Source organism: Pseudarthrobacter scleromae, from assembly GCF_014644515.1.
Taxonomy (GTDB): Bacteria; Actinomycetota; Actinomycetes; order Actinomycetales; family Micrococcaceae; genus Arthrobacter; species Arthrobacter scleromae.
In genome coordinates, this window is sequence record NZ_BMKV01000005.1 from 298,415 (window position 1) to 324,265 (window position 25,851).

General features: G+C 66.5%; 25 protein-coding genes. 12 read left to right on the top strand and 13 right to left on the bottom strand.

All coding sequences use genetic code 11. The annotated features are described in order from the left end of the window. The first annotated feature begins 144 nt into the window (after positions 1-144). The 3 genes from IEX33_RS14650 (at position 145) to IEX33_RS14660 (ending at position 2,932) form a co-directional block, all read left to right on the top strand. Positions 145-1,551 carry a cation:dicarboxylate symporter family transporter gene (locus IEX33_RS14650; RefSeq protein WP_188731355.1) on the top strand — a complete coding sequence of 469 codons (1,407 nt, stop codon included), beginning with the start codon at positions 145-147 and terminating at the stop codon, positions 1,549-1,551. Between the two features lie 39 nt (positions 1,552-1,590). Beyond that, positions 1,591-1,890 (top strand): putative quinol monooxygenase, encoded by a 300-nt coding sequence (locus IEX33_RS14655; RefSeq protein ID WP_066279483.1) that lies wholly within the window; start codon positions 1,591-1,593, stop codon positions 1,888-1,890. Positions 1,891-2,014: 124 nt separating this feature from the next. Continuing rightward, positions 2,015-2,932, top strand: coding sequence for a Rieske 2Fe-2S domain-containing protein (locus IEX33_RS14660; RefSeq protein ID WP_188731357.1), 918 nt, complete (start codon positions 2,015-2,017; stop codon positions 2,930-2,932). Positions 2,933-3,037: 105 nt separating this feature from the next. Here the strand turns inward: IEX33_RS14660 and IEX33_RS14665 are convergent, their stop codons facing one another. The 5 genes from IEX33_RS14665 to IEX33_RS14685 all read right to left on the bottom strand — a co-directional run bounded on the left by IEX33_RS14665 (position 3,038) and on the right by IEX33_RS14685 (position 9,011). Beyond that, positions 3,038-4,873: an HNH endonuclease signature motif containing protein gene (locus tag IEX33_RS14665; RefSeq protein ID WP_188731359.1), complete on the bottom strand. Its 1,836-nt coding sequence runs from the start codon at positions 4,871-4,873 to the stop codon at positions 3,038-3,040. Between the two features lie 54 nt (positions 4,874-4,927). Continuing rightward, on the bottom strand, positions 4,928-6,124 hold the full coding sequence (locus IEX33_RS14670) for an N-acetylglucosamine-6-phosphate deacetylase (RefSeq protein ID WP_188731361.1): 1,197 nt from the start codon (positions 6,122-6,124) through the stop codon (positions 4,928-4,930). Continuing rightward, positions 6,121-6,912, bottom strand: coding sequence for a copper homeostasis protein CutC (locus IEX33_RS14675; RefSeq protein WP_188731362.1), 792 nt, complete (start codon positions 6,910-6,912; stop codon positions 6,121-6,123). The genes IEX33_RS14670 and IEX33_RS14675 overlap by 4 nt, the downstream gene beginning before the upstream one ends. Then, positions 6,897-7,676, bottom strand: a complete 780-nt coding sequence (gene nagB / locus IEX33_RS14680) for a glucosamine-6-phosphate deaminase (protein WP_188731364.1) — start codon at positions 7,674-7,676, stop codon at positions 6,897-6,899. Before nagB ends, IEX33_RS14675 begins: the two co-directional genes overlap by 16 nt. A gap of 84 nt (positions 7,677-7,760) precedes the next feature. Next, positions 7,761-9,011, bottom strand: a complete 1,251-nt coding sequence (locus IEX33_RS14685; RefSeq protein WP_188731366.1) for a PTS transporter subunit EIIC — start codon at positions 9,009-9,011, stop codon at positions 7,761-7,763. Positions 9,012-9,241: 230 nt separating this feature from the next. On the opposite strand from IEX33_RS14685, the gene IEX33_RS14690 reads away from it, so the two are divergent. Next, a complete protein-coding gene (locus tag IEX33_RS14690) occupies positions 9,242-9,472 on the top strand; it encodes a glucose PTS transporter subunit EIIB (protein WP_013602544.1) in 231 nt (76 codons plus the stop codon). Further along, positions 9,472-9,930, top strand: a complete 459-nt coding sequence (locus IEX33_RS14695) for a PTS sugar transporter subunit IIA (protein WP_188731368.1) — start codon at positions 9,472-9,474, stop codon at positions 9,928-9,930. The genes IEX33_RS14690 and IEX33_RS14695 overlap by 1 nt, the downstream gene beginning before the upstream one ends. A gap of 37 nt (positions 9,931-9,967) precedes the next feature. On the opposite strand, the gene IEX33_RS14700 is transcribed toward IEX33_RS14695, so the two are convergent. Then, positions 9,968-10,720 carry a GntR family transcriptional regulator gene (locus IEX33_RS14700; RefSeq protein WP_188731370.1) on the bottom strand — a complete coding sequence of 251 codons (753 nt, stop codon included), beginning with the start codon at positions 10,718-10,720 and terminating at the stop codon, positions 9,968-9,970. A 336-nt stretch (positions 10,721-11,056) separates the two neighbouring features. Between IEX33_RS14700 and IEX33_RS14705 the strand changes: the two genes are divergently transcribed. Further along, positions 11,057-11,878: a hypothetical protein gene (locus IEX33_RS14705; RefSeq protein WP_229675398.1), complete on the top strand. Its 822-nt coding sequence runs from the start codon at positions 11,057-11,059 to the stop codon at positions 11,876-11,878. Between the two features lie 56 nt (positions 11,879-11,934). Here IEX33_RS14705 and IEX33_RS14710 read toward each other — a convergent pair whose 3' ends face one another. Beyond that, the gene (locus tag IEX33_RS14710) at positions 11,935-12,555 is read right to left on the bottom strand and encodes a dTMP kinase (protein ID WP_188731372.1); all 621 of its coding nucleotides are present in this window, start codon (positions 12,553-12,555) and stop codon (positions 11,935-11,937) included. A 235-nt stretch (positions 12,556-12,790) separates the two neighbouring features. Here IEX33_RS14710 and IEX33_RS14715 point away from each other — a divergent pair, with 235 nt between their 5' ends. Next, positions 12,791-13,051, top strand: coding sequence for a hypothetical protein (locus IEX33_RS14715; RefSeq protein WP_104186413.1), 261 nt, complete (start codon positions 12,791-12,793; stop codon positions 13,049-13,051). A gap of 7 nt (positions 13,052-13,058) precedes the next feature. Continuing rightward, a complete protein-coding gene (locus tag IEX33_RS14720; protein ID WP_188731374.1) occupies positions 13,059-13,994 on the top strand; it encodes a threonine/serine dehydratase in 936 nt (311 codons plus the stop codon). 37 nt (positions 13,995-14,031) lie between these two features. Here the strand turns inward: IEX33_RS14720 and IEX33_RS14725 are convergent, their stop codons facing one another. Beyond that, positions 14,032-14,370: a hypothetical protein gene (locus IEX33_RS14725; protein WP_188731375.1), complete on the bottom strand. Its 339-nt coding sequence runs from the start codon at positions 14,368-14,370 to the stop codon at positions 14,032-14,034. A gap of 201 nt (positions 14,371-14,571) precedes the next feature. Here IEX33_RS14725 and IEX33_RS14730 point away from each other — a divergent pair, with 201 nt between their 5' ends. Both IEX33_RS14730 and IEX33_RS14735 read left to right on the top strand, forming a co-directional pair. After that, complete coding sequence (locus tag IEX33_RS14730; protein WP_188731377.1) at positions 14,572-15,513, top strand: NHL repeat-containing protein; 942 nt, start codon at positions 14,572-14,574, stop codon at positions 15,511-15,513. Positions 15,514-15,831: 318 nt separating this feature from the next. Further along, complete coding sequence (locus IEX33_RS14735) at positions 15,832-17,841, top strand: rhamnogalacturonan lyase (protein ID WP_188731380.1); 2,010 nt, start codon at positions 15,832-15,834, stop codon at positions 17,839-17,841. Positions 17,842-17,993: 152 nt separating this feature from the next. On the opposite strand, the gene IEX33_RS14740 is transcribed toward IEX33_RS14735, so the two are convergent. The 3 genes from IEX33_RS14740 to IEX33_RS14750 form a co-directional block, all read right to left on the bottom strand. Further along, positions 17,994-18,929, bottom strand: a complete 936-nt coding sequence (locus IEX33_RS14740) for an SRPBCC family protein (protein WP_188731382.1) — start codon at positions 18,927-18,929, stop codon at positions 17,994-17,996. Between the two features lie 129 nt (positions 18,930-19,058). Continuing rightward, positions 19,059-19,721 carry an SRPBCC family protein gene (locus tag IEX33_RS14745; RefSeq protein WP_188731383.1) on the bottom strand — a complete coding sequence of 221 codons (663 nt, stop codon included), beginning with the start codon at positions 19,719-19,721 and terminating at the stop codon, positions 19,059-19,061. Between the two features lie 220 nt (positions 19,722-19,941). After that, positions 19,942-22,620 carry an exo-rhamnogalacturonan lyase family protein gene (locus tag IEX33_RS14750; RefSeq protein WP_188731385.1) on the bottom strand — a complete coding sequence of 893 codons (2,679 nt, stop codon included), beginning with the start codon at positions 22,618-22,620 and terminating at the stop codon, positions 19,942-19,944. Positions 22,621-22,931: 311 nt separating this feature from the next. Here IEX33_RS14750 and IEX33_RS14755 point away from each other — a divergent pair, with 311 nt between their 5' ends. Next, on the top strand, positions 22,932-23,543 hold the full coding sequence (locus IEX33_RS14755) for an NADPH-dependent FMN reductase (protein WP_188731387.1): 612 nt from the start codon (positions 22,932-22,934) through the stop codon (positions 23,541-23,543). A 44-nt stretch (positions 23,544-23,587) separates the two neighbouring features. Here the strand turns inward: IEX33_RS14755 and IEX33_RS14760 are convergent, their stop codons facing one another. Then, a complete protein-coding gene (locus IEX33_RS14760) occupies positions 23,588-24,064 on the bottom strand; it encodes a sensor histidine kinase (RefSeq protein ID WP_188731389.1) in 477 nt (158 codons plus the stop codon). A 210-nt stretch (positions 24,065-24,274) separates the two neighbouring features. Here IEX33_RS14760 and IEX33_RS14765 point away from each other — a divergent pair, with 210 nt between their 5' ends. Continuing rightward, positions 24,275-25,030, top strand: coding sequence for a ZIP family metal transporter (locus IEX33_RS14765; RefSeq protein ID WP_188731390.1), 756 nt, complete (start codon positions 24,275-24,277; stop codon positions 25,028-25,030). 68 nt (positions 25,031-25,098) lie between these two features. On the opposite strand, the gene IEX33_RS14770 is transcribed toward IEX33_RS14765, so the two are convergent. Continuing rightward, positions 25,099-25,806, bottom strand: coding sequence for an ABC transporter ATP-binding protein (locus IEX33_RS14770; protein ID WP_188731743.1), 708 nt, complete (start codon positions 25,804-25,806; stop codon positions 25,099-25,101). Positions 25,807-25,851: the final 45 nt, after the last annotated feature.

Below are 25,851 nucleotides of genomic sequence, written 5' to 3' on the forward strand. Positions count from 1 at the left end.
CGGGCAGATTTCCCGCCGCGTGGCTGGCGCGGCTTAATAGTTCCGCATTATGGATTTATCTTTCCGGAAACATGCGGTCCCTAACGTTGCTCGTGACCCTGCGGCATCCTATGTGCCGCCGTCCTCCAACGAACAGGCAACGGCATGAATGTCACCGCGCCCACGGCAGCACCTCCCGCTTCCAGGAAGCCGCTCTACAAGTCCCTTTTCTTCCAGATCCTGGTGGCTGTTGTGGCCGGTATCCTCATCGGACACCTCTGGCCGGACATCGGCGCAGGGCTTCGCCCCCTGGGTGACGGCTTCATCCAGCTGATCAAGATGATCATCGCTCCGTTGATCTTCCTGGTGATCGTCACCGGCATCGCCGCGGTCAGTGACGTCAAGGCCGTGGGCCGCACCGGCGTCAAGGCGTTGATCTACTTCACGGCGGCCACGCTGTTTGCCCTGGTCTTTGGCCTGGTGGTGGGGAACGTGGTCCAGCCTGGCGCGGGACTGAATATCGATCCGGCGTCGCTCTCCCAGGACGCCCTCAACGCCAAAACCGCCACCGCGCCGCCGAAGGACGCTGGCGCCTTCATCCTGGGCATCATTCCCACCAGCGTGGTGGGAGCTTTTGCCAGCAACAGCCTGCTTCAGGTGTTGTGCTTCGCCGTCTTCTTCGGCGCGGCGATCGTCGTCGTCGGCCGTGAACGCTGCATGCCGGTCGTCACGCTGATGGAGACCGTGCTGGAGCTGTTCTTCAAGATCATGGGCTGGGTCATGCGGGTGGCGCCGGTGGGTGCTTTCGGTGCCATGGCATTCATCATTGGCCAGTACGGCCTCAGCTCCCTGAGCACGTATGGCCTGTTGATCGCGGCCTGCTACGGCGCGGCGATTGTGTTCATCGGACTGCTGTTCGTGGTGGCGTGGGTTTATCCGCGGGTGCCGCTGTGGCAGTTCATGAAGTACACCCGCGAGGAATTCCTACTCGCTTTGGGCACAGCCTCCACCGAATCCGTGCTGCCGCGCATCATGACCAAGCTGACCAACGCCGGTTGCTCCCGCGCCACCACCGGCCTGGTGGTCCCCACCGGGTATTCCTTCAACCTCGACGGCGCCGCGCTGTACCTCTCCATTTCCCTCCTGTTCCTGGCGCAGGCCTTCGGCTACAACCTGGATCTCGGCCAGCAACTGGCCGCTCTGGGCATCCTCATGCTGACGTCCAAGGGCATGGCCGGTGTGCCCGGATCAGCGTTCCTGGCCCTGTCCGCCACGGCGGGTGCTTTGGGAATCTTCCCGGTGGCGGGCGTTGCCCTCCTCCTGGGCGCGGACCGGCTGATGGACTCCATGCGCGTGGTGGTGAACCTGCTGGGCAACTGCGTTGCCACCTTCGTGGTGGCCAAGTGGGAAGGCCAGTTCGACCGCGCCGCCATGCTCCGCGCCTTTGCAGGTGAAACCACGACGACGGATGCGGCCTTGGAGCCGGCCGGAACCAGTGTGCCTGGCAGCGTGGCGGCGGGGACCGCCGTCGAACAGTCGCCGCTGGGGACGTCGGCGCCGGCGGTGCGGTAGCCTCCGGCCTTTGCCGCCCTTGTACTGCACACTGTTTCTATGACCTTTGCGAATGTGGGAAGCCTCGAAACCAAGCCCGGCCAGCGCGATGCCGTCCTCTCAATCCTGGTCCGGCCCATGGCGGGGCTGAAGGAGGCCGGCTGCCTGCTGTACGAGGTGGGCGTGAACGACGCCGTGCCGGACACCGTGTTCGTCTGTGAACTGTGGGAATCGCCGGAGGCGCACCGGGCGTCCCTGGGGCTGGAGAGTGTGCAGGCGGCGATTGAGGAAGCCATGCCCCTGCTCACCGGTGAAATGGGCGGCAACCAGTTCACGGTGCTGGGTTCCCCGCTCCGTTAGGTTTTGCGCCGGTAGCTGTCTGCGCTGGCAGGGTTATAACCCAAGGGGCCCTGTGCTGCGCCTGCTCCGGCAAGTAAGCTTCCCGGCATCGACTGGACATGGAGCAAAGGGGTAAGGGAGACACATGAAACCGCTGCCTGCACTGGAACTTGTTACCCGCCTGGAAGATGCGGAGTGGCTGGACCCCGTTTCCAAGAAGGTCCGAAAAGTGGTGAAGCGGGCCATCCGCCCCAAGTGGGCACGCGACGTCCTGCATGGCGTTCCCATTGGACACCCCGTGCATCCGCTGGCGGTCCAGGTGCCCATGGGTGCGTGGATCTCCGCGGCCGTGCTGGACGCCCTGCCTGGTAACGACAAGGCCTCAGCGCTCCTGATCGGTGTGGGCGCCGGAGCCGCCGTGCCCTCCGCGGTGGCTGGCTTTACCGACTGGACGCAACTGCACCCCCAGCAGCAGCGGGTGGGGCTGGTCCATGCCGCTGCCAACATCACGGCCACGGGCCTCTACGCTGCCTCGCTGGTTGCCCGGGCCCGGGGCAGCCGGGGCGGAGGCAAGGTGCTTGCCTACCTCGGCCTGGCCGTTGTGGGTGCGGGCGGGTTCTTGGGCGGCCATCTCACGTACCGGCAGGCGGCGGGCGTGAACCACAGCGAGGAGATCCCGCACCGCTTCCCGAGCGGATGGCAGCCGCTGGCTCCGCTCGCGGATCTGCCCGACGGGAAGCTCCACAAGATTGTTGTGGCCGAGATTCCGCTGCTTGCCTATCGGGAGGGGGAGGCCGTCAGCGTGCTGTCCGACGTCTGCAGCCACCTTTCCGGGCCGCTGCACGAAGGCAAGGTCAAGGGCGGCGGGCTCCGGGACACGGTCGACCAGAACGGCGGCCCTGGTGACGGTGGCGACCCGTGTGTGGTGTGCCCCTGGCATGGAAGCACCTTCTCGCTGCGCACGGGGGAAGTGCAGTCTGGCCCCGCCACCGCGAAGCAGCCGCTTTTCGAGACGCGGGTGAGCGGTGGCCTCGTGGAAGTCTGCCTGCCCGGGGCTGAGTAGGCGCTCGCTGATTCGTTCGTCCGGCGTACTTGGGCTGTCTTTCCGGCTCGGGGCTGGCGACCCACGTGCGCCGGGCTGCCCGTGTCTGTGGGCGTTTGGTGCCGGCTAGGTCAGTGCCGGGTCCCAGTCCGTTATTGCGTCCCAGTCACTTATGGGGTCCTTTGGCAGGACGGGCGGCAGGGCGTAGAAGTCGTCCCATAAGGGGTCGTCCGCTGGTATGTCGTCCAGGTCTATGAGGTTGTCATCTTCAGGTTCCTCCGGTGGAGGTTCCAGGTGCAGGAGGTCTGCGGCAGGGCAGGCCTGGGCGACGGCCATTGGCGGATAAGGCAGCACGCCGGGAACTTGCCCGTTGTGATGCTCCTCCGGATTCAACCGCGCCGGCATGGCGGACAGGACAGATTCGGGCCAGTGGGGTGGTTCCCAGTCCTGATGTTCGCTTTTGTAGTGCCGGCCGGTGGGTGAGGTCCAGCCGGGTGGTTCGTTTGTGGTGGCTGGTGTTGGTGTCCAGCCGGTGGTGTGCCGGAGTTTGTGGTGCTTCGGGCAGGGGTGTCCGAGGTTGCTGATGCCGGTGGTTCCGCCGTGCTGCCAGGCCAGGAGGTGGTCTGCCTCGTTATCCAACGACGGGTTGTTGCAGCCGGGGAAGGGGCATTTGCCGTCCCGCAGCCGCAGCCAGTTCCGCATGGCTTTGGTGACCCGGTAGCTGGTCCGCCCGATCTCCAGCGGCGCCCCGTCCCGCGGATCGACAAGGACCCGGTGGAACGAATCCGCCCCGTTCGCGACCAGGTCCCTCGCCATGGACGCCGGGATCGGCCCGTACCCGTCCAGCATGGCGGGCTCGTCCGTTACTCCCATCAGCGCGACTACCGGGACCATGACGAGCACCTGCGCCCGGACCGCCGACGACAGCCCGGCAAGATCCGTCCCTGCACCTGCCCCGTCGCTGGTACCCAACCCGTCACCGTCGCCGTTGCAGTTACTGGCCCGGTCGCCGTCGCCGTTATTGGCGCCGCCGTTGCGGGCGGTGTTGCCTGCACGGAGGCTGGAACTGTCTCCATTACCGCGACTGCTGCTGGTATTGGTGCCGCTGGTGAGGATGGCTGCGGCGAATTGGTCGGCCCGGATTTGGGTGAGGGTGCGGAGTTCGTCGGGTCCCTGTATGCCCCGGGCGACGGCGTTGAGCCGGTTCCAGCCCGCCATTGCCCGGTGGGCGGGGAGGTAGGCCGAAAGCCAGGCCATGCCGTCCTGGTCCGGCCTGTACTCCACCCTCCGGTCCGCCAGGCCCTTGGCATGGCGCTTCTCGATCGATTCAGGGTGGTGGCGTTCCCGCCAGATGCGGGCCTTGTGCCGGAACCGATAGGCGGGCATCTCCCCGATCGCGGCCGCGGTGGCAGGCCTGGGGGTGTCGGGATCGAGGAAGTGGGCCTCCATGGCGGCGGCGCCTGCCGGATCGAGGGTGACTGCCTCGTCCACCATCCCCCGGGCATGCGCCCAGGAGATCGAACCGCCCTGCAAAGCTGCGAGCGTCCGGGGCAGAGTGGTGGTCAGTGCGTGGGACTCGGCCAACAGGGCACCGGCGGCACGATCACCGATCACCAGTGCACACCCGACCTCGGCCACCAGGCTCCGGTCCTGCGCCGTAGCCTCATGCGGCGAGGACGCCGGACCGTTCAGCACACTCGTGGCGGCAGCGAACACCTGAACCGCCTGCGCCTTCAATGCCGCCAGCTTCGCCTCGGACCGTGCCAGCCCTGCAAGAACTTCCAACGCCCCGTCAGCAATCCGCTGCAACGGATCATCACCAGCGCCAGCACACGCGCCAGTGACAGGCTCAGCGGTACCAGTACCGGAAACAGCCGCAGCGCCGCTGAGCACGGCCGTAAAGGCAGCCACAGAAGCGTCAACCGCTGCCTCCGCCTCCACCACCGCCGTCGTGCTTTCCATAAACCCATCTTGGCAGTGGGGTCTGACATTCAACGGTCAGGCAGTCGAACAGCGCTAACCCAGCGGCCTGACCCACTCGCCCCCGCGCAGGACTCCTGCAAGATCCAGGTCCCGGTCAACAATGACGAGGTCAGCCCGCATGCCGGCACGGAGATCGCCTACCTGCGTGGAAAGTCCCAGCACGGAGGCAGGAACGGCCGTCGCCGCCTGGACCGCATCCTGGAGGGGCACGCCCGCCGCCACCGTGGACCGCACCACGTCGAGCAGGGTGGCGGTTCCGCCGGCGATCGCCCCAGTGCTGTCCACACGCGCGACGCCACGGTCAACGGTGACGGCCAGCGTACCCAGCCGGTACTGGCCATCCTGCAGGCCGGTTGCGGCCATCGAGTCAGTGACCAGTGCGATGTTCTCCGCCCCCACCAGCTCGAACACCATCTTGACCGTCTCCGGGGCCAGGTGGACGCCGTCGGCAATCAGCTCCACCACTGCATCGCCGGAGTGGGCGGCGCTGATGCTGGCTGCTACCGGGCCGGGGGAGCGGTGGTGCAAGCTGGGCATCGCGTTGAACAGGTGCGTGACGGTTGGGCGGATCCTTCCAGTGGAGTTCCCCGGCCCGGCCAGCCCAGCGGCAGCCTGCTCCAGGAGGGAAGCCGCGGTGCCGTGGTCCGCAGCAGTGTGGCCCAAGGATGGAATGACCCCGCGCGCAGTGAGCATGTCCACCAGGGCCGTGGCGCCCGGAAGCTCGGCTGCGAGCGTCATGGAAACCAGCGAGGAACCGGCCGCCTCAAACAGGTCGGCCACAAGCCCGGCGTCGGGTTCGAGCAGCAGCGTGGGATCGTGGGCGCCGCACTGTCCCGATGCGAGGAACGGACCTTCAAGATGGGAACCAGCGATCAGCCCGTCATCCGCCAGCGTCTTCAGCGCCATGAGGTTCCGGACCAAGTGTTTCGGTGACCCCGTGACGAGGCTTGCGAGCAGCGTGGTGGTGCCGCGGCTGCGCAGATACTGTGCCGCTGACCGGGCGCCCTCGGCGGAACCTTCAGAGAAATCCGAACCCAGCGCGCCATGGCAATGCAGGTCCACCAGTCCGGGCAGGATGATGCGCGCATGGTCCGTGGGCCCGGGGTCGCCGGGAAAGTCCGACGCCGGACCAGCATAGGTGATCACGCCGCCGTCGATCGCTACTGCACCATCGGGGACGTCCATGCTTCCGGTGACGATGCGGCCGCGAAGTATCAAAGTAGCGCTCATGGTTCCAGGCCTCCGGTTTTCAGTGCTGCCGCCAGTTGGGCTGCCAGGGCAGGATCGGCGTTTTCTACCCGGTCCGTACCGGAACCGCCACCCAGACGTTGCCGTGCCGAGGTATGCACGGCGTGGACGCCGATGCCGAGCAGCGACGGTACCAGTCCAAGCGTCACTCCTCCGCCGGCCATGATCTGGACCGTCGGAGCGTATGTGCGTCCCAGCTCCACCAGACGGCCCAGCATAACCAGGCCGGCGGCGCAGTCCGGGCTGCCCCCGCTGGTCAGGACGCGGTCCACGCCTGCCTGCTGGAGCCGGGCCAGCGCGTCAGCAGGGTCGATGCCAGCCGCGAGGGCAGCATCGAACGCCCGGTGGAACGTGATTTCCGCAGCCGGGTTGGACCGGCCTGCCGCTGCAACAATCCGGCGGAGGGCAGGAACGTCCGGCCCGCCGTCGGGCGCGAGAACTCCCACCACGACGCCCGCGGCACCGGCGGCCAGCGCAGCAGACACGTCGCGCTCGATGACGTCGAGCTCGTCACTCGAGTAGGCGAAGTTGCCCGGCCGCGGCCGCACCAGGACGTGGACTGGCAGCCCAACGCGGCAGGCCTGTTCCGTCATCCCGATGCTTGGCGTGATGCCCTCCGTTTCGGCGAGGGCTGCGCAGAGCTCCACGCGGGCCGCGCCGACGGCGGCAGCCAGACGCACGCCGTCGGCATTTTCCACGGCAAGCTCCAGCTGGGGCCGGCTGACAGCAGCGACCGGCGCGCCCTGGCCCGTGCTCAGAGTCCCTGCCACGCCGGCTTCCGCCCGAACGTGTCCGTGTAGTAGTCCCGGTGGGCCAGCCGTGAGGCCGCGGCCTCGTCCACCAGGACAGAGACGTGCGGATGCAGCTGGAGCGCGGACGCCGGGCAGATAGCGGCGACCGGGCCCTCGACGGCGGCCGCAATGGCTTCCGCCTTCGCCTCGCCCATGGCGAGCAGCAGCAGGTGCCGGGCCTCCCGGATGGTGCCAAGACCCTGAGTCAGTACGTGGTCCGGGACGTCGTCCGCGTGGTCGAAAAAGCGGGCGTTGTCCTGCCGCGTCTGGCGGGTGAGGGTCTTGATCCGGGTGCGCGAGCAGAGCGAGGACATGGGTTCGTTGAAACCCACATGCCCGTCCGTGCCGATGCCCAGGATCTGGAGATCCACCCCTCCCGCAGCTGCAATCCGCGCCTCGTACTGCTCTGCCTCGGCCTGCGGGTCCTCAGCCATGCCGTCCAGGCCATGCACCGCGTCAGCAGCGAAATCCACGCTGGCCGTGAACTCGTCCCGGATCACCGAGTGGTAGGACTGCGGGTGAGCACTAGGCAGGCCCACATACTCGTCGAGAAGAAAAGCCTGCGCCTGGGCGAAGCTCAGGCCGCCGGTCCGGTGCCGTTCGATGAGCTCCTGGTAGGTGCCCAGCGGGGTTGACCCGGTAGCGAGGCCCAGGACGGACGGGCCACGGCGGACCTGCTCCTCGATGGCGTCCGCGGCCGTGCGGGCCACGTCGGCAGGAGTGGGAAGGATGATGATTTCCATGCGGTGAAACTGCTTTCGGTTGCTGGTGCTGGTGCTGGTGCTTGTGCGGCCGCGGCGGCGGGGTGAGCGGGAGGGGGAACGCCGCTACTTGGCGGCGTCTGTCTCCACGGTGACCTCGTCGTCCTCACGGCCGGGCGTCCGCAGGTTCCAGCGTTTGATGACGATGGAGAAGAGGAAGTAGTAGATCACGGCGTAGCCCAGTCCGATGGGGATGAGCAGCCAGCCGTTCTCCGACTTACCGAAGTTGAGGACGAAGTCGATCAGCCCGGCGGAGAACGTGAATCCATGGTGGATGTCCAGCGCGTTGACCAGGGCCATGGAGGTTCCGGTGAGGACTGCGTGGACGATGTAGAGCGGGAAGGCGACGAACATGAAGGAGTACTCAAGCGGTTCGGTGATGCCGGTGAAGAACGCGGTGAGGGCGGTGGAGAGCATGATGCCGCCCACGATCTTCTTCTGCGAAGGCTTGGCGTGGCGCCAGATGGCAAGGGCTGCTGCCGGCAGGCCGAACATCATGATGGGGAAGAATCCGGTCATGAAGATGCCTGCGCTGGGGTCGCCGGCGAAGAAGCGGTTGAGGTCGCCGCGGACCAGCTGGCCGGACGCGTCGGTGTAGTCGCCGATGAGGAACCAGACGGCGGAGTTAAGGATGTGGTGCAGGCCGGCCGGGATGAGCATGCGGTTGGCGAAACCATAGACGCCGCCACCAACCACGGCGTTGCCGGCTACGGCTTCACCTACTGCCGAGAGGCCGGCGTTGAAGAGCGGGTAGAACAGGGCAAGGACGACGCCGGCTGCCAGGCTGGTGACGGACGTCAGGATGGGCACCAGGCGGCGGCCGCTGAAGAAGCCCAGGAAGTCCGGCAGCTTGGTGCGGTAGAACCGCTGCCAGAGCATGGCGGACAGCAGGCCCACCACAATGCCGGCCAGGACTCCGTAGTTGATCATGGCGGGCTTGCCGGCAGGGTCAACCTGCCCGGCCAGGACCAGCGGGGACATGGCTTTGAAGACGCCATCGATCACCATGTACCCCACCACGGCCGCCAGCGCGGTGGAACCGTCGGACTTCTTGGCCCAGCCGATGGCGATGCCGACGGCGAAGATGAGCGGCAGCCAGGTGAACACAGCATTGCCTGCGGCGGAGATAACGGCGGCGCCGCCTTCGAAGCCGGGGATGGCGCCCAGCAGGTCGCCCTGCCCGATGCGCAGCAGGATGCCGGCTGCCGGGAGGACGGCTATGGGCAGCATCAGGCAGCGGCCCAGCCGCTGGAGGGTGGCGAAGGCCCTGTTCGGCTTCTTCTCGGGAGCCAGGGCGGCGGTCTCGGACGTTGACATGGTTACACCTCTGCGGGATCGGTGGGGGCTTGTGGAGAAACGGTTCCAGCCGGTACTGTCTGGTTATGACCAGTTCAGTGTGATTCATCCCACGAGCGCCTGTCAAGGGAGAAGATCTTCCAGACGGGGCGCTGACAGTTCGGACGAACGGGCACATAATTGGTCGCACCCGGGCCGCCGGTCCTGGTGCTGAAGCAGTGCTCCCCGGGGCACCGTCAGAAAGGGCAGCCATGTCCAAAGCAGAAAAGATCATTGAGGGCCTGGGCGGAGCCGCCAACATCGTGGAGGTCGAGGCCTGCATTACGCGCCTCCGCACCGAGGTCAAGGATGGGTCGCTGGTCAACGAAGCAGCCCTGAAAGCCGCCGGAGCCCATGGCGTCCTTGCAGCCGGCACGGCAGTCCAGGTCATTGTGGGGCCGGAGGCGGACAACCTGGCCGAAGACATCGAGGACCTGCTCTGATGCCGGAGACGCTGGTTGTCCATGCGCCCATCAGCGGCACCGTGGTTCCTCTATCCGACGTCCCGGACCCTGTCTTCGCAGGCCAAATGGTGGGTTCGGGCGCGGCGGTTGAGCCGCCGCCAGGCGAGGCGTTCGACGTCGTGTCCCCCGTCGCCGGGAAAGTGGTCAAGCTCCTGCCGCACGCCTTTGTTGTGGTGGAGTCAGCCGGGCGGGGAGTGCTCACCCACGTTGGCATCGATACGGTCAAGCTCAAAGGCGAAGGCTTCAAGCTGCTGATTGCCCAGGGCGACACCGTTGGCGCCGGCGAGCCCGTGATGCACGTGGACCCCACCGCCGCCCTGGCTGCCGGTTACTCGATGGTGAGTCCCGTCGTCGTGCTCGACACCAAGCCGGATACGGCAACGCTCATGGCAACCGGTGCAGTATCCGCCGGCGCCGCCCTGTTTTCACTGGACTAAAGCTTCACTGGATTAAAGCGCTGACCGGGCAAGCCTGCTAAAGCCGCACTTCCATGGTGAGGGAGTAGCGGTCCGAGCGGTACCAGGAGCGTGAGTGCTCGATGGCAAGGGGGCCTGAGTAGGACACCCGGTCGAAGGCCAGCACCGGTGCACCCGTTCCGGTTCCGAGGAGCGCCCCCACATCGGCGGGGGCGCCCTCGGACCGGACGCTTTGCCGGGCCCGGTCAATCTGGTGGCCAAACTGCGCCGCCAGCGCTTTGTAGACCGAGCCCGTCAGGTCGATGTCCAGGAGGCCGGGGGCGTGCTCCGGGTTGTACCAGGCGTCATCGACGCTGACCGGGCGCCCGTCCGCCAGCCGGAGGCGCCTCAGGTGGATGGCCTCGGACCCCGGTGCCAGGCTGAGCGCTTCCGCGGTGTCCTCCGGAACGGCAGCGGCTTCCGCCACCAGCACCACGGTGCTGGGGACATGGCCCATCGCCTCCATTTCCTGGGTGAAAGAGGCGAGGTGCAGTGTGGACTGCACGGGGGAATCCGCCACGAACGTGCCTTTGGCCGGAACCCGGACCAGGTGCCCCTCGTTGACCAGGCGTCCGATCGCGGCACGCACCGTGATTCGGCTGACACCGTAGGAATCCATGAGGGTCCGCTCGCTAGGAAGCCTGGCGCCCGGCTCCAGCTCTTCCCTGGCGAGCTTGAGGATGATTGTCCGCAGCTGTTCGTGCTTGGGGATCTGGGAGTTGTTGATGGCCGTGCCCGCCGCCTCGGCGGTGCTCCTTGGTGTGACGGACAATGTGGCCCCTCCTAGTCCTGGAGCGGTCCGGTAAGGACCACTCCTCGGATTATTCCACAGCAAGGGTCCCGGAAGGACTTTCCATTCCCGGCCCGCTGCCGCCCTTAGGCAACCGGCTCGGCATCGGAGGCAAGCGGGGCTGGCGGCATCCGGGTCCAGCGGAGGCGGACCAGCCGGGTGCCTGATCCAGGCGTTGCGGTGTGACGGGGAGTCCCTTGAAAGTTACAGCCCCGTTATGTCCGGCGGCCGCCAAACCCCTTAGGCTGATAAACACTAAGTATGCTTCCTATCTCTAAAGGGGTTGTACCAATGCGAAAAGTACCAGCGCTTGGATTGATGACGGCAGCAATGTTGGCCCTTGCGGGCTGCACGGGCGGTGGCGGAGAAGCTGCGAGCCCCTCGGCCTCGGAAACACCCTCACCAACGGCGGAGGCAAAGGTGTACAGCGAGGACGAGCTCCGCGAGTTGATCTCCGGCATGACGGACGACGACGGCAACGAGCTCATGCTGTACTCCAAGGAGCAGGTGGACCAGGGAGGCAACATCGCCAACCTGCTCCTGAGCACCGCGACCATTGACCCTGAAGACTGCAAGGACATCGCCACAGCGGGACTGCTGGACACCGTGGAAAGCGGCGAGATCGCCGTCGCGCTCTCCGAAGGCGACCAGCCGCGGACGCTGTCCGCACAGTCCGGCAGCGAGGGGCCGGACGCCGTCGAGGTCCTGGATGAGATCAGCGGCAAGATGGACCAGTGCGCCAACTTCTCGGTCCAGGCACTGGGGCAGACCTACGAGGTGACCAGCGAGGAGGTCCAGGCGGACACCGACGCTGAAAAGACCTTCGCCACCCTCAGCTCGCGCAGCGGCGAGAACCAGCAGAAGCTGATGCAGGTCTCCGCTGCCGAGGGCACGCTGCTGGTGGTTGCCACCAAGAGTGGCGCCAACCTGGGCGATCCGGACCAGAAGGAACTTGAGGACCTCATCAATGAGGTGCTGGAGAAGGCCGACGGCGGCAGCGCCACGTCCAGCCCGACGTCCACCAGCACGTCCGGTTCCACGAGCACGTCGTCACCGAGCGGGTCGGCCTCGCCGTCCGAGACGGAGAGCGAGCCAGAGGAAAGCGAAATGTCCTCGCCTTCGCCGACTGCCTCGAGCTAGTAACTGCACGTCTTGGGGAAGGCGGGTGGACCTTGGGTCCACCCGCCTTCCGTGTATTACAGCCTGCGCCCGCTACGTGGAGGCCGGGTGGCGTCCCTCCACAGGGGCCGTCCCAGACCGCGCACCACTTCGGCCAGGCGGCGCGCCAACTCCGGACTGGAGATCGAGGCATCCACCTTTTCGAAGCTCCCGTACTCGGGCAGTTCGCGGTAGGCGCGGGCGAAAGCAATCAGGTCCTCCAGCGCCTCGGCATCCGTGCCGCGGGCGGAGATGCGCCGATGCGCAACGGCCGGGTCCACGTCCAGGTGCACCACGGCGTCAGGGGCAGGGAGTGCACCGAGCAGCCAGGGAAGCAGGCGGCCGCGCGGCAGCCCCTTCGTGGCGCGCAGGGCCAGCTGGCAGTACAGGTGCCGGTCCATCACCACCAGGCCGTCAGCCCGGTTGGCCCGCAGGTGGTTCACCAGCACGTTCCACACCCGGAACGTGGTCTCCAGGGCATCGGCAACGCGGGGCGGCAGACGGATGCCCAGCCTGGTGCCCAGGACCGACATGCTGCGCCGGCCCGCGTGGTTGTTCAGCAGCGTGGCTGTGCCGCCGTCGGCACGGATGGCGGACACCAGGGCCTGGGCGGCCGTGGACTTCCCGGAACCGTCGATTCCGGTCAGGACAATAAGCAAGTGGCCTCCTTCCGCCATGGGGTTTAACGCAGGGTGTGCCGTGGAAGTCCCGGCTGAGTCCCAATTCACAGGTTCACCGCCCAATTCACAGGTCCAGGCCGGCGACTCATGGCCCGGGCTGCGGAAAAACCAGGGCTGGCGCTTCCTGCTGCCGGCAGCGCCAGCCCGTAGGCTGGAGTGCGGTGCGGGGACAACCCCGGCCGAACGCCGCAGTTCCCGAGCGAAAGGCAGAACCATGACTGCTAGCAATGACGAGCCGCAGAACGCCGCAGACCTTCGGGGGCCGGGTGATCCGGACGAAGCCAAGGAGCCCAAGCAGGCCCCCCAGAGCGGCCAGCATCCGGAACTGCCGGGTGCCAGCAATATCCGCGAGGAGCAGCAGGGCCACGCCGCCGGGACCGTCCCCGCGTCCTACTCCGGCAGCGGCGACCCGTCCCAGAAAGACAAACCGGAGGATGCCCTGCAGGAACCGGGAACCTGGGACGACGAGGTCTGATACACCGATGATTACCCGCGCCGACGTGGAACAGGCAGCACGAAGGACTGCCGGCCTGACCCGGCTGACGCCTGTCCTGGAAGGCGACCCGGGAGACTTTCCCGGCCCGGTGTGGTTCAAATGCGAATTCATGCAGCACACGGGAACTTTCAAGGTCCGGGGCGCCCTGAACCGCGTCCTCGCCGCCAAGGAACGCGGTGAGCTGAAACCGGAGATCGGAGTCGTGGTTGCCTCCGGAGGCAACGCCGGCCTGGCCAATGCCTATGCGGCCGCACAGCTCGGCATCCCTGCAACAGTGTTTGTCCCTGCCGCCGCCCCTGACGTGAAAGTTCGCAAGCTGAAAGCCATCGGAGCGACGGTGGTGCAGGGCGGCGCCGAGTACGCGGATGCCTACCAGGCGGCCGTCGGGCATGCCCGGGAAGCGGGTGCCGTCTATTGCCACGCCTATGACCAGCCCGAAATTGCCGCCGGCGCCGGAACCGTGGGACTGGAACTTCTCGACCAGGTGGGCGGGGTGGACACCGTGCTGGTTGCAGTGGGAGGAGGCGGCCTGATGGCAGGAATCGCCGCGGCCGTGGAGGGCAGGGCCAAGGTGGTGGCCGTGGAGCCGGAATCGGCTCCCACGCTGAACACCGCGCTGGTGGCGGGGCAACCGGTGGACGTCCCGGTGGCAGGAATTGCGGCGGACTCCCTCGGGGCCCGCCGCATCGGCGACATCGGATACTCCGTGGCGGTCCGCGCCGGCGTCGAAAGTGTCCTGGTGTCCGACGGTGACATCATCGAAGCGCGTACGAAGCTGTGGGACGGCTACCGGATCGTCGTGGAACACGGCGCGGCCGCGGCCTATGCCGCGCTTACTTCCGGCGCCTACACGCAGGGCGTGGGCGAACGGGTGGCGGTCATACTGTGCGGGGCGAACACGGACCCGGCCACCCTCAAGTAGCCGGGTCCGCTGGCACATTACCCGTCTGCAGCAGGAATCAGCTGCAGAACTGGCTGTACGTGCTGCCGGCTTCCTCGTAGTCTGCCGTCAGTTCGGCGAGCTTGTCCTCGTCCGGAGTCTCTTTCGCCTGCTCATCCGTGTATTCGATGATCGACTCAAGCGCACCCTTGAGGTCGTCCGAGGCAACGGCGTGGATAGGCCGGATCTGGTTGGCCAGGCGGTTCATGCCGGTCTTGCCGGCGTTGTTGGCCGGGTTCGACACAACGGACTGGATCCGCTCGCAGGTTTCCGCGGTGGTGAGCTGGTTCGAGGCGGTGCAGGCCGTTGCGGAGGCAACGAGGCCGGCGGCGATCAGGGCTGTGGCGAATTTCTTCATGGATCCCTCAGTAGTTGATTGAGGTTTCGATTGTAAGCAGAATCCTGAACTGTACGCCGGTTTCCGGCGCTGCCCCCTCCACTGTGAAGGGGGCACCACGCTCTGGCGGGGCCTTCGTGGGGGAGCTTAAAATGGGATCACCATCGTGCGGAGCTGCCGCAGATTGGGCCCCGCGCATCAGCCCAATTCCAGGAAACTATTATGCGCAAAACAGTACGACGCCGTGCCGTTGGTGGACTCACCGCACTTCTGGCCTTGCTGCTGCCCACGGCAGTGCCGGCAGGCGCATCCATTCCTTCCAAGGACGATGTCATCGTCCTCCGCGGAGCCACTTCCGCCGAAGGCATCGCGGCGGGCGGGGGAACAACCTTCTACGCCGGAGAACTGCTTACCGGCGACATCTTCCGCGGCGACATCCGTGATGGAAAGGCCAAGCGGTTCATCGACGTGCCGGAAGGCCGGATGGCCGTGGGCATGAAGGCGGATACCCGCAACGACCTGCTGTTTGTGGCAGGTGGTACCACGGGCAAGGCGTACGTGTACAACACTGACACCCGCAAGCAGGTCAAGGAATACGACCTGGCCCCCGGCTTCATCAACGACGTCACCCTCAGCAGCGACGGCGTCTGGTTCACCAATTCGGCCGCTCCCGAGCTCTATTTCGTCCCCGTGAGCAGGCAGGGCGAGCTGGGAGGAGCAGCAGATGTAGAGACACTGAAAGTGGGCGGTGAGGCGGGCAAACCGCTGCAACCCGGCCAGTTCGGATTCAACGGCATCGCAGCAGCCGACGATGACGACGTCCTGATTGTGGCCCACACACAGAACCAGGCCCTTTATGCCGTGGATCCGGACACGGGAAAGAGCAGCAGGATCAAGGGGCCGGACCTGCAGTTCGTCGATGGCATCCTGGTCAAGGACCGCACTGTATGGGCGGTCCAGAACATGGCTAACCAGGTCAGCCGCCTCAAACTGTCCGAGAACTTCTCTTCCTTCAGGGTTAAGGACGTCATCACCAGCAAGCACTTCAATATCCCGACGACGGTGGCCAGGTTCGGGGACACGCTCGCCGCGGTCAACGCCAAGTTCGGACAGCAGCCACCGCCAACCCAGTATGAAGCAGTCCTGGTTCCGGCCTGGGACTAGGACTGGGCGCCGGTTGTTGTGTGTCCCTGGTGGAGGTTATGCCCGCCAGGACGCTCCCGCTCCTGCAGGCGGCAACCGGCCGCCCCCGCGGCCACGCTGGCGCGAACTGAACGCAACGGAACAATATCTCCCATATAGTCCCGTCAAACCCTTGACCAGACTTGTAAAGCGCTGATAGAAGTTAAGGGCAGAAAACGCTTTCCGCCGCATCCTAAACCTCACCCCTCCTTCGTGGTAGGCGGCCCTTGAGGTGCAGTGAAACGTTCCAAACTGTCGTGCGGCAGACTCAGCTGCCGCCGCATCAAAGGAGATGTTCTTTTGGCTTATCCCTCGAAATGTTCCCCCACGCTCCGCCCAGGTTTGCGGTCCGGCCGCGCCTGGAAAGCCGCCCCCCTGGCGGCGGCTGCTTCCCTTACCGCCGCTGCGCTGGCGTTTACCGGCGTACCGCTCGCGCAGGCCAACCCCAGCACCGCACCCGGGCAGTCCGGCAAGGCAGAGCTGAAGCGCCAGGTGGAGAACCTGGACCGGGCACCTGTCGCCGTGCTTACGGACCAGGGCGTCACGCTGGGCTGGCGCATGCTGGGCCTGGACCAGGACAGCGTGGGCTTCCACGTGATCCGCGACGGCGTCCAGCTCACCGAACAGCCCATCCGCAACACCACCACGTTCGTTGATCCGGCCGGAACCGCAGCCTCCACGTATGTGATCAAAACCGTGGGCAATGGCAACGGGCAGGACAAGCTCAGCGCGGAATTCACCCCGCTGGCCCAGAACTACCTGTCCATCAAGCTGGACAAGCCCGCCGACGGCGTCAGCAAGGACGGAAAGCCCTACACCTACGCGGCCAACGACTCCAGTGTCGCGGACCTGGGCGGGGACGGCAGCTACGAGATCATCCAGCTCTGGAACCCCTCCAACGCGCAGGACAACTCCAAGTCCGGATTCACCGGAAACGTCTACGTGGACGCCTACAAGATGGATGGCACCAAGCTGTGGCGCATCGACCTGGGCCACAACATCCGCGCCGGTGCCCACTACACCCAGCTCCTGGCGTATGACTTCGACGGCGACGGCAAGGCCGAGGTGTCCATGAAGACGGCGGACGGCACCAGGGACGGGGCCGGAACCGTGATCGGCGACCCCGCAGCGGACTACCGGAACAGCGCCGGTTATGTCCTGTCCGGTCCGGAGTTCCTCACAGTATTCAACGGAGCAACCGGCACGATCATGGACACGGTGGCCTACGATCCGCCGCGCGGCAACGTCTCAGCCTGGGGAGACGGCTACGGCAACCGCGTGGACCGTTTCCTGGCCGGCGTCGCCTACCTCGACGGCGAAAAGCCGTCCATGATGTTCAGCCGCGGCTACTACACCCGCACCGTCCTGGTCACCTATGACCTGGTGGACGGCAAGCTGGTGAAGCGCTGGACCTTCGACTCGGACATCGCCGGCGCCGAATACAAGGGCCAGGGCAACCACAACCTCTCGGTCGCTGACGTGGACCAGGACGGCAAGGACGAGTTTGTCTTCGGCTCCATGACCATCGACGACGACGGCTCTGTCCTCTACAACACCAAGCTGGGCCACGGCGATGCGATGCACACCAGCGATTTTGATCCTTCCCGCCCAGGGCTGGAGGTCTTCGCCGTCCATGAAAGCATGAGCCAGAGCGGCAACCGTGGCGCCACCTTCCGCGACGCCGCCACCGGTGAGGTGCTCTGGAGCATCCCCGCCCTCCGGGACACCGGCCGCGGTGCCGCCGGCGACATCGATCCCCGCTACGCCGGCGCTGAGGGCTGGGCGGTAGGCGGCGACGCCTCCTGGAACTCCCCGCGGGGCCAGCTGATGTCCGCCCGGGGCGAGCTGATTGCCGAGAGCATCCCCGCCGCCAACTTCCTGGCCTGGTGGGACGGCGACCTGCTCCGCGAGATCGTCGACCACGACTTCGACGCTGCCGCCGGCGTCGGCGTGCCCACGATCTCGAAGTGGAACTGGGAAACGGAGTCCAGCGACAGGCTCCTGACTGTCACCGGCGCACGCACCAACAACCACACCAAGGGCAACCCGTCCCTGCAGGCGGATTTGCTCGGTGACTGGCGCGAGGAGCTTGCCTTCCCGTCGTCGGACAGCACTGAGCTGCGGATCTACACCAGCACCTCACCCACCGAGGTCCGGCTCCGCACCCTGATGCACGACACCGTCTACCGCACCGCGGTGGCCCGCGAGAACGTGGCCTACAACCAGCCGCCGCACCCGAGCTTCTTCATCGGCGAGGGCATGGAAACCCCGGCCGCGCCGTCGGTGGTTTACACGGGCGCCGTTAAGTAACACGGCCTGCACGGACGGTCCTGCCCCGCACGAACGGTGCCCGGCAGGACCGTTCGTGCGGTCCCGGGCCGTCTTTAGGACCTGCACAAAAGCGCCGCCCGCCTCTGCAATGAGGCGGGCGGCGCTTTTTATTGCGCTGTGGCTAGACCCGGTTAGTGCGTTCCGAGGTTTCCGCCGATGGGCGGCAGGCCGCCATCTCGACGGCGGTCGTCGCCTTCGCGCTCGGCGGCGCTCAGGTTCTCGCCTTCGGCCGTCTCGTCCGACTCGCCGCTCGTGTCCACCAGGCCGTTGGTCTGGTCGAACTGGTGCCCAATCCTGTCATCGCCCAGATCGGCGACCGAACCGGTGGAGCCGGCTGCCGCCGTCGTACCCGCTGACGTGTCCGTGGTGGTGGTGGTGGTTGTGTCCGTCGGAATCGGGGTGACGGTGACCGGCTCTCCGGGAGTCGCTGGAGTTACCGTTTCGTCGGCAACCGCAGTTGTCTCCTTGTTGCCGCCTGCTGCCATGGCAGCTGCCGCGCCGGCTACTGCGGCAACGCCCAGGCCCGCGGCAACCTTGCCGGAGACGCCTGCCTTGCCGGAATCGCCCCGGGATCCGGCAGCATCCTCCACGCCCGGCGTGCCAGCCGGTGCACCCGTGCTCACGCGGCCGCGCCAGGCACCGCTGGCGTAACCCTCATCCTCGATGAATTCCTTGAACCGCTGCAGGTCGGCCTCGGCCTGGCGGTCAACCACGTTGAGCTTGTCGCCCACCTTTTCGATAATTCCTTCGGGCTCGTACTCCAGCGTCAGCCGAAGGGAAGTCTGCCCGCCACCCACGTCCTCGAACTCAACCGCACCGGCGTTCGTGGCGCCGTCCGTAGCGGCCCAGGCGACCTTCCGGTCCGGGACCTGCTCAAGGATCTTCGCTTCCCACTGCCGGCGGATGCCGCCGATCTCAGCCACCCACTCCAGCCTGTCGTCGCTGACCTGGGTCACGCTCTTGACGCCGCCCATGAAGTGCGGGAACTCCTCGAACTGCGTCCACTGGTTGTAAGCCGTGCTTACCGGTACGTTCACCAGAATGCGTTTTTCCACCTTCGTGCTCATAACGTCTCCTTCGCTTTGTTACCGGAAGCCGATGTTTCAGTAAAAATCATCAGCATGCTTACCAATGTACCTGCTGGGCACGCCGGATTCCAGAGCGTGGGTTCACACGTCCCGTCGGCCAGTGGGGAGTCAGTGCTGGCCCAGGCTGCCGCCGAAGGGTGGGACATTGCCCTCGTCATGGCGGCGCCGCCTGCGTTCACCGGAACTGTAGTTCTCGCCGTCGGCGGTTTCGTCCGATTCGCCCTCCAGGTCCACCAGGCCGCCGGTCTGGTCGAATGGGTGCTCGAACCTGTTGTAGGGCCGGCTTTCCGGGGCGTTGTCCACAGTCCCTGCTGCAGCCTCACCGGCGGAAACACCGCCAGCCGTGGTGGTGCGCGGCTGGCGCTCGATGTACTCCTTGAATTTCTTCAGGTCGTGCTCAGCCTGCCGGCCCACCACGTGGAGCAGGCTCCCCACCTTCTCCACCACTCCGGCGGGCTGGTACTCCAGCGTCAGCGCCAGTTCGGTCCTGCTGCCGCCGAGGTCCCTGAACTCGATGCTGCCGGAGTTCGTGGCGCCTTCGGTGGAGGCCCAGGCAACCTTGCGGTCCGGGACCTGCTCAAGGATCCTTGCCTCCCACTGCCGGTGGACTCCGGCGATGTGCGCCACCCACTTCAGGCGATCGCCATCGAGCCGGGTCACACTCTCCACGCCGCTCATGAAACGGGGGAACTCCTCAAAGCGGGTCCACTGGCTGTATGCCGCGCTGACCGGTACCTCCACCACGATCCGCTTCTCCACTTTGGTGCTCATGATGTCTCCTTCGACTGGACCGAACCTGATGAGAAAAATGAGGTCATCAGTAGTTTCAGTTTGCTCCGCCCGGACCCGCCTCACCACCCCAACTAAGTAGCAGCAGATGTCGGTTTGAGGGCTCATAACAGCATCTGCTGCTACTTAGTTGGGATGGGAGGGGGAGCGGACGACGGCGGCACCTGGCTGGTGCAGGCACCGCCGCCACCAGCGCGCAGGACTACGGCAGGTGGTTGCCGATCAGCGCAAGGTTCTGGATCACGGCGAGCCCGAACTGGGAGGCGTCGTTGGTGGACACGGTGGGGGCCTCATCCACCGGCAGCAGCACGTGCGGCGGCTCGATCGTCCGCAGCGAGAAGGCCGACTCGTGGTTGAGGTGCTCGCCTCCCTCGGCGAAGCTCGTCCAGGCGCGGGCGGCCAGGTCCGGATCATCCAGCCGGGCGGCGGCGTAGGCGGTGAGCCGGCTGTGCGCCTGGGTGAGGTAGATGCCCTCCAGCGGCTGTCCCACGGCCGCCACCTGCTCCTCCTTGGTGGCCAGGAAGAGCCGGCAGTACTGCAGCCAGGCGCGCTCGAAGTCCGGGTCCGGGACCAGGTCCACCAGTTCGCTGCAGATCTCCACCAGTCCGAACACAGCGCTCAGGTGCGAAACCTGGATCAGTTCCCGGCCGGTGTCGAACCGCCCCTTGTCCAGGTCGTAGAGCGCTTCGCCGGTGAGGAAGCCGTACTTGAGGGCGCCGATGTCCGCCATGGTGCCCAGGAGCCGGTCGCGTGAGCGGGGATTTCCGGTGCGTTCCCAGTCGGTGAGCCAGGTGGCGGCGAGCGAGCCCCAGTCCGTTCCCAGGCCCACGCCCAGGGCGCCCCGGTTGGGCCGGTAGGTGGCGGCGTCGGGGCGGACCTTGCGTACGGGGTCCAGGCCCAGGAAGTTCTGGTCGCTGTCCACCAGCTCGGTCAGCAGGTCCCCGGTCCGTTCATCCGCCGTGAGGTAGTAGTAGAACCGGCGGTAGGCGGGCGTGCTGATGCGGAGCTGCTTGGCGCTGCAGCCCCAGTGCTGGACGTTGTGCCGCGAACCGAGCCCGCGCCACGGGCCCACATGGTAAACGTCCACCTCGCCGGTGTGCCGGGTCATGGCCTCCGCGAACCGGAAGATGTCCGCCCGGCCGGAGCGCAGGTAGGAGTACCAGAGCCAGAGGTCGGGGGAGAGCTCGGAGTTGTCCCACGCATAACCGCCCACGTCGTAACGCCACACGTGCCGGTCGTGATCATAGGTGTGCATCACGTCGCCGTAGTTCCAGAACCCGTACCAGCGCCGCTGCTCCACCTGGCCGGCATAGAAATCGAAGAGGAAGTCCAGATGGTCCTCAAGTTCAGCGCGGGCGGGGGTGCCGCGGTCCACGGGATCCCAGTCGCCGAATACGCCCACGGAGTGCAGGTACTCCGGGGTGGCCTGCAGCAGGGCAGGGGCGGAGGCCGCAGCGGCGTCGGCCGCGAGGCTCTCGGTTGCCGGCGTTCCGTCGTAGGCAAACAGCGTCAGCTCATGGGTGCGGGCAATCCCGTGCGCGTTTCCGAAGCCCGGCTCGTAGTCCTCATAGGTGATTTCGAGCCCTTCGAGCTGTTCCTCGAACGTGTCCTGGCCCAGGCCGTCGTGGTAGAACCGCAGGTCCATGGGCTGGGCTTCGGGGGAATACAGCCACGCGGTCAGGGTGGCGTTGTCCGCAGCGGCATTGCGGATGTCCAGCTGGCCGGGGTGGGACTGCCAGAAGTCCTTGACGCCCACGCCGAAACCGCCGCGGGTATCGGTCAGGGAGCAGAAGCCGGCAGACCGGGTTCCGCCGGAGATCCCCACCCAGGCCCGGCCGGGGGAGGTGCGCTTGCGCAGTTCAAAGCCGTCGGCGCTGAGCTGGCTGAGCGTGTAGTCGCTCCAGGCCGGAACCAGGTGCAGCCGTTCTGACACCTCCGGGTTCCAGCCGGCCAGGGGTGGCGTGGCGCGGCCTTCCACCTGGGCCTGGCGGACGTCCTCCCCGGGGTCCCGGCGCAGGCCGGTGAGGCCGCGGACCGCCTCGGTGAGGAAGCCGCCGTCGGCCCCTGCCATCCGGATATGCCTGTTGTGCAGCTCTGCCTGCAGCGGGACCGTGAAGCGCACGCCGAGCCCGGCGAGGAAGTCCCGGTCCGCGTCGCCGTCCCAGATGAAGGAGTGCACCATGCGGACGCTGCGGGCATTGGCGTGGAAATAGAACCTCACCACGAAAGGCAGCCAGCTTTCCTTGCCGCTGTCCCTGCTGATTCCACTGTCCTGTGCATCCGGCCGGTGCTGACCCTCCAGCCGCACCACCGCGCGGACAGGTCCGTGGTGTTCAAGCACGACGGCGGTGACCTCGCCGGTGAAGGCGTCCCGGGTGAAGGTTCCCGCGCCGTCGCCGCCCTGGTCATCAGCCAGGCCGTCCTGCAGGTGGCTCACCAGGCGCGCGTCCCGGGCCACCTCGACGCCGCCGCGGGTGAGGCTGCTGAAGAGGGTGGAGCCGCCGCGTTCGATCACCATTTGCAAGGTTCCGGTGTCCACGGTGAGGGCGCGGTCGGTTTCGGTGACGGTGACGCTGGTACCGCCCGACGGTGCATGGCTGGCGTCGCGGGGTGACGCGCCGCCGTCGGACACCACGTGGTAAACCTCCGACGGCGAGCTGGTGGCGGGGAGTGCGATGCCCGCCCATTTGAGGGAGCCGTCCGGCCAGGTGGCCAGGGGCCAGGACTGGGAGGCGACGGTGCTGCCGCCGGCATCCGTGACGGAGAGGGCCTCCGCCGCCGGCACGGAACCGCGCGCAAAGGGCATGCCCCACGTTGTCCCGCCGCTGATTTCCGCCGGTGCTCCGCCGTCGATCCACTTGATGGGGGTGCTGTCCGTCATGTGATCCAATCCTGTTGTCTTCACGTCCGCCGGGCGCAGCTGGCCCCGCCAGCAAGCCAAGGCGGCTCACCGGAAAGCGGTTTCTGATTCGTTTCAAAATAGGCGAGTCAGCGCATGACCGCAAGGGCCGGCCGGGATTCGGAAGGTTTCCAGCTGCCCTGCGCCACCCCGAAACCCTCTGGCACTGCAGGGGCTTCTGTGCTGGACTGGTGGGTGCAGTGACCACCGGCCGCAGCCTCAACATGACGGGCGGCACCAGCTCCAGATGAACATGGACGGCCAGTGTTGACCGTCCGTTGGAAGGAACACTCATGGCACCGTTTAAGATCGGATACTTCGTAGGCAGCCTGGCCACCGGCTCCATCAACAGGGTCCTCTCCAAAGCATTGATCAAACTTGCTCCGGAAGACCTCGAGTTCACCGAGATCCCCATCAGGGACCTTCCGCTGTACAGCTACGACTACGACTCTGACTTCCCGCCCGCAGCACGCGCCCTCAAGGAGGCCATCGAGGCGTCGGACGGCATCCTGTTCGTGTCCCCGGAATACAACCGCTCGATTCCCGGCGCCCTCAAGAACGCCATCGACTGGGGCTCCCGGCCGTGGGGAAGCAACTCCTTCGCCCGCAAGCCCGCCGGGATCATCGGCGCTTCCGTGGGCAGTATCGGGACCGCGGTCATGCAGTCGTCCATGCGGAGCGTCCTGAGCTTCCTGGATGCGCCGCAGTTGAATGCCCCGGAGGCCTATATCCATTACGACGCCGCAGTGTTCGGCGACGACGGCGAGGTCAAGAATGAGGGCACCGCCAAGTTCCTGCGCCACTACATGGACGAGTACTGCGCCTTCGTTCAGCGCGTCTTGGCTGCCAACGCGCCGGGCCACATCGGTGACCTTGAGCCTGATACGGCCAAGCTGACCCGCTAGTTTTACGGATGCCCGCCGTCCCAGCAACGGCGGGCATCCGAGCCTTAGTCCAGCGGCAAAGTTACCGTCACGCTGGTGCCCTGCCCGGGGGCGGAACGGATGTCCACGGTGCCGCCGGCCTCGTGGACGGCCACCGACATGAGCCGGAGGCCGTAGCCGTGGTGGCGCCCGCCGGTGGCGAGCTTGCTCTCAAAGCCCGCGCCGTCGTCGGCTACCACCAGGCGGATGCCGTGGTCCACAGCGGCGAGCTGGACGGTCAGGTGCGACGCCCCGGAATGCTTGTAGACGTTGCTGAGGGCCTCGCGTGCCGACTGGTAAAGAAGGGACGCGCAGTCCTTCGGGATCTCGATGCCCCAGTGCGGAGTGTCCCAGCGGACGCTGGTTCCCCGGTGGCGGAGGGGGCCCGTGAGCCGGTCGATGCAGCCGGCCAGTCCCAGGGTGTAGAAGTCGAGCGGATGCTGATCCGTGAGCACGCCGTCCACGGCGGTGACTTCCCCGTCCAAAGCTGTTCTATTTCCCATTGTCTCCTGCTCCCCACAAGCTGGTTGGTCCATGGCTCCAGCGTGGACCCGCAACTTCAGCGGACGGCAAGGTTTGCCGCAAGATCAGATCAATTCCTGGCGCCGCGCGGAGTTCCACTACTCTGGCTGTTTAGCGCTCACCGGCTCCGGGCAATCAGGGGCCGGCAACAGGTCAGTTGGCTTCCGCAGGGGAGCCGGGAAGCGGTGCACATGCCGTTGTGGTTGCAGGCTTTAGGGTGGGGCACCGCGGCAGGAGCTGCCCTGGTCCTCGGCGCGGCATTGTCATGGCGCTGGAACCTGCCGAGCAAGCTGGTCTCCTCGATCATGTCCTTCGGCGCGGGTGTGCTGATTTCCGCCCTGGCCTTCGAGCTGGTGGGCGAGGCCGTGGAGGGCGGCGGGCTGTGGCCTACCGTGGCCGGGTTCTTGGCAGGCGCCGTGGTGTATGTCGGCGCGAACATGATGCTGTCCCGGGCCGGCGCAAAGCACCGCAAGCGTTCCGGCAACCAGCAGCCCTCGGAAGCCGACAGTCCGGGCAGCGGCAGTGCCATTGCCGTGGGCGCGCTGCTGGACGGTGTGCCGGAATCCGTGGTCCTTGGCGTTGGACTGCTGGCAGGTGGTGCCGTCAGCCCCGCGATGATGGCCGCCGTCTTCATCTCCAACGTCCCCGAGGGCCTCTCCGGAAGCGCCGGCATGAAGAAGGCCGGCAGGAGTGCCCGCTATGTTTTCGGTTTGTGGGGCGGCATAGCGGTGCTCTGCGGGGTGGCCTCGCTGATCGGGTATGTGGCGCTGGAGAACGCTCCAGGCAGTGTGGTGGCCTTTATTACCGCCATAGCAGCGGGAGGAATCCTGGCCATGCTGGCGGACACCATGATTCCTGAGGCCTTCGAGGAACACCACAACCTCACGGGCCTTACGGCCTCCGTCGGTTTTCTGGCGGCCTTCACCATCCATCACCTTGGGGGATAGGGCCGCGGCGGGACATGGCCCCGGCGGGACATGGCTCCGGCGGATTTCCCGCCGGGGCCGTCCGTGCCTCAGACGCCGGTCAGCACGGGGGCGGTGAGCGCCCCGTCCCGCATGGTGGCCACCGCATCGGTCAGCGGAACAAACTCCGTGTCATGCGTGACCAGCACGGTGCCCACGTTGAACTCAGCGGTCACCCGGCACAGCAGCCGGATGATCGAAGCGCTGCGCTCGTGGTCCAGTGCCGCCGTCGGCTCGTCCACGAGTAAGACTTTCGGGTTCCCCATCAGTGCCCTGGCGATGTTGACCCGCTGCCTCTGCCCGCCGGAGAGCTGGTGGGGGCGCTTCCCGGCGCTCGCGGACAGGCCGACGACGTCAAGGAGTCCGGCGGCCTTCTTCCGGGCGGCTTTTACGGGCTTTCCGCGGAGGTGGTCGCCGATGATGAGCTGTTCGGCAGCCGTGAGCGACGGGAGCAGGTTGGGCTGCTGGAAGATGATGCCCACCTTGCTGCGCCGCAAGGCCGTGAGGGCCCTGTCCGGAAGGCCTGTTGTGTCAGTGCCGTCGATGATCACCTGCCCGCTGGTGGGGCGGACCAGGGTGGCGGCTGCGGCAAGAAGGCTCGATTTCCCGGAGCCGGACGGACCGACGAGTGACACCACGTGCCCGGCGGGGACTGCCAGGCTGACGCGGTCCAGCGCGGTGGTGGTGCCGCCGCCGTCCGGGTATTCGAGGGTGACGTTGAGCAGTTCCAGCGGAGCAGGGGTGAAGCAGGCACGCATCGGGTTCCCTTTCACAGGATTGGAGTTTGGGGAGGGGGTTGGGGT

Bases quoted from the DNA above. Each gene is read 5' to 3' on its own strand.
- IEX33_RS14655 (WP_066279483.1), top strand. From the start codon at position 1,591: ATGACCTTTGCGAATGTGGGAAGCCTCGAAACCAAGCCCGGCCAGCGC.
- IEX33_RS14745 (WP_188731383.1), bottom strand. From the start codon at position 19,721: ATGAGCACCAAAGTGGAGAAGCGGATCGTGGTGGAGGTACCGGTCAGC.
- IEX33_RS14725 (WP_188731375.1), bottom strand. From the start codon at position 14,370: ATGAAGAAATTCGCCACAGCCCTGATCGCCGCCGGCCTCGTTGCCTCC.
- IEX33_RS14755 (WP_188731387.1), top strand. From the start codon at position 22,932: ATGGCACCGTTTAAGATCGGATACTTCGTAGGCAGCCTGGCCACCGGC.
- IEX33_RS14750 (WP_188731385.1), bottom strand. From the start codon at position 22,620: ATGACGGACAGCACCCCCATCAAGTGGATCGACGGCGGAGCACCGGCG.
- IEX33_RS14770 (WP_188731743.1), bottom strand. From the start codon at position 25,806: ATGCGTGCCTGCTTCACCCCTGCTCCGCTGGAACTGCTCAACGTCACC.
- IEX33_RS14715 (WP_104186413.1), top strand. From the start codon at position 12,791: ATGACTGCTAGCAATGACGAGCCGCAGAACGCCGCAGACCTTCGGGGG.
- IEX33_RS14690 (WP_013602544.1), top strand. From the start codon at position 9,242: ATGTCCAAAGCAGAAAAGATCATTGAGGGCCTGGGCGGAGCCGCCAAC.
- IEX33_RS14665 (WP_188731359.1), bottom strand. From the start codon at position 4,873: ATGGAAAGCACGACGGCGGTGGTGGAGGCGGAGGCAGCGGTTGACGCT.
- IEX33_RS14705 (WP_229675398.1), top strand. From the start codon at position 11,057: ATGACGGCAGCAATGTTGGCCCTTGCGGGCTGCACGGGCGGTGGCGGA.
- IEX33_RS14730 (WP_188731377.1), top strand. From the start codon at position 14,572: ATGCGCAAAACAGTACGACGCCGTGCCGTTGGTGGACTCACCGCACTT.
- IEX33_RS14685 (WP_188731366.1), bottom strand. From the start codon at position 9,011: ATGTCAACGTCCGAGACCGCCGCCCTGGCTCCCGAGAAGAAGCCGAAC.
- IEX33_RS14740 (WP_188731382.1), bottom strand. From the start codon at position 18,929: ATGAGCACGAAGGTGGAAAAACGCATTCTGGTGAACGTACCGGTAAGC.
- IEX33_RS14720 (WP_188731374.1), top strand. From the start codon at position 13,059: ATGATTACCCGCGCCGACGTGGAACAGGCAGCACGAAGGACTGCCGGC.
- IEX33_RS14765 (WP_188731390.1), top strand. From the start codon at position 24,275: ATGCCGTTGTGGTTGCAGGCTTTAGGGTGGGGCACCGCGGCAGGAGCT.
- IEX33_RS14760 (WP_188731389.1), bottom strand. From the start codon at position 24,064: ATGGGAAATAGAACAGCTTTGGACGGGGAAGTCACCGCCGTGGACGGC.
- nagB (WP_188731364.1), bottom strand. From the start codon at position 7,676: ATGGAAATCATCATCCTTCCCACTCCTGCCGACGTGGCCCGCACGGCC.
- IEX33_RS14660 (WP_188731357.1), top strand. From the start codon at position 2,015: ATGAAACCGCTGCCTGCACTGGAACTTGTTACCCGCCTGGAAGATGCG.
- IEX33_RS14670 (WP_188731361.1), bottom strand. From the start codon at position 6,124: ATGAGCGCTACTTTGATACTTCGCGGCCGCATCGTCACCGGAAGCATG.
- IEX33_RS14695 (WP_188731368.1), top strand. From the start codon at position 9,472: ATGCCGGAGACGCTGGTTGTCCATGCGCCCATCAGCGGCACCGTGGTT.
- IEX33_RS14650 (WP_188731355.1), top strand. From the start codon at position 145: ATGAATGTCACCGCGCCCACGGCAGCACCTCCCGCTTCCAGGAAGCCG.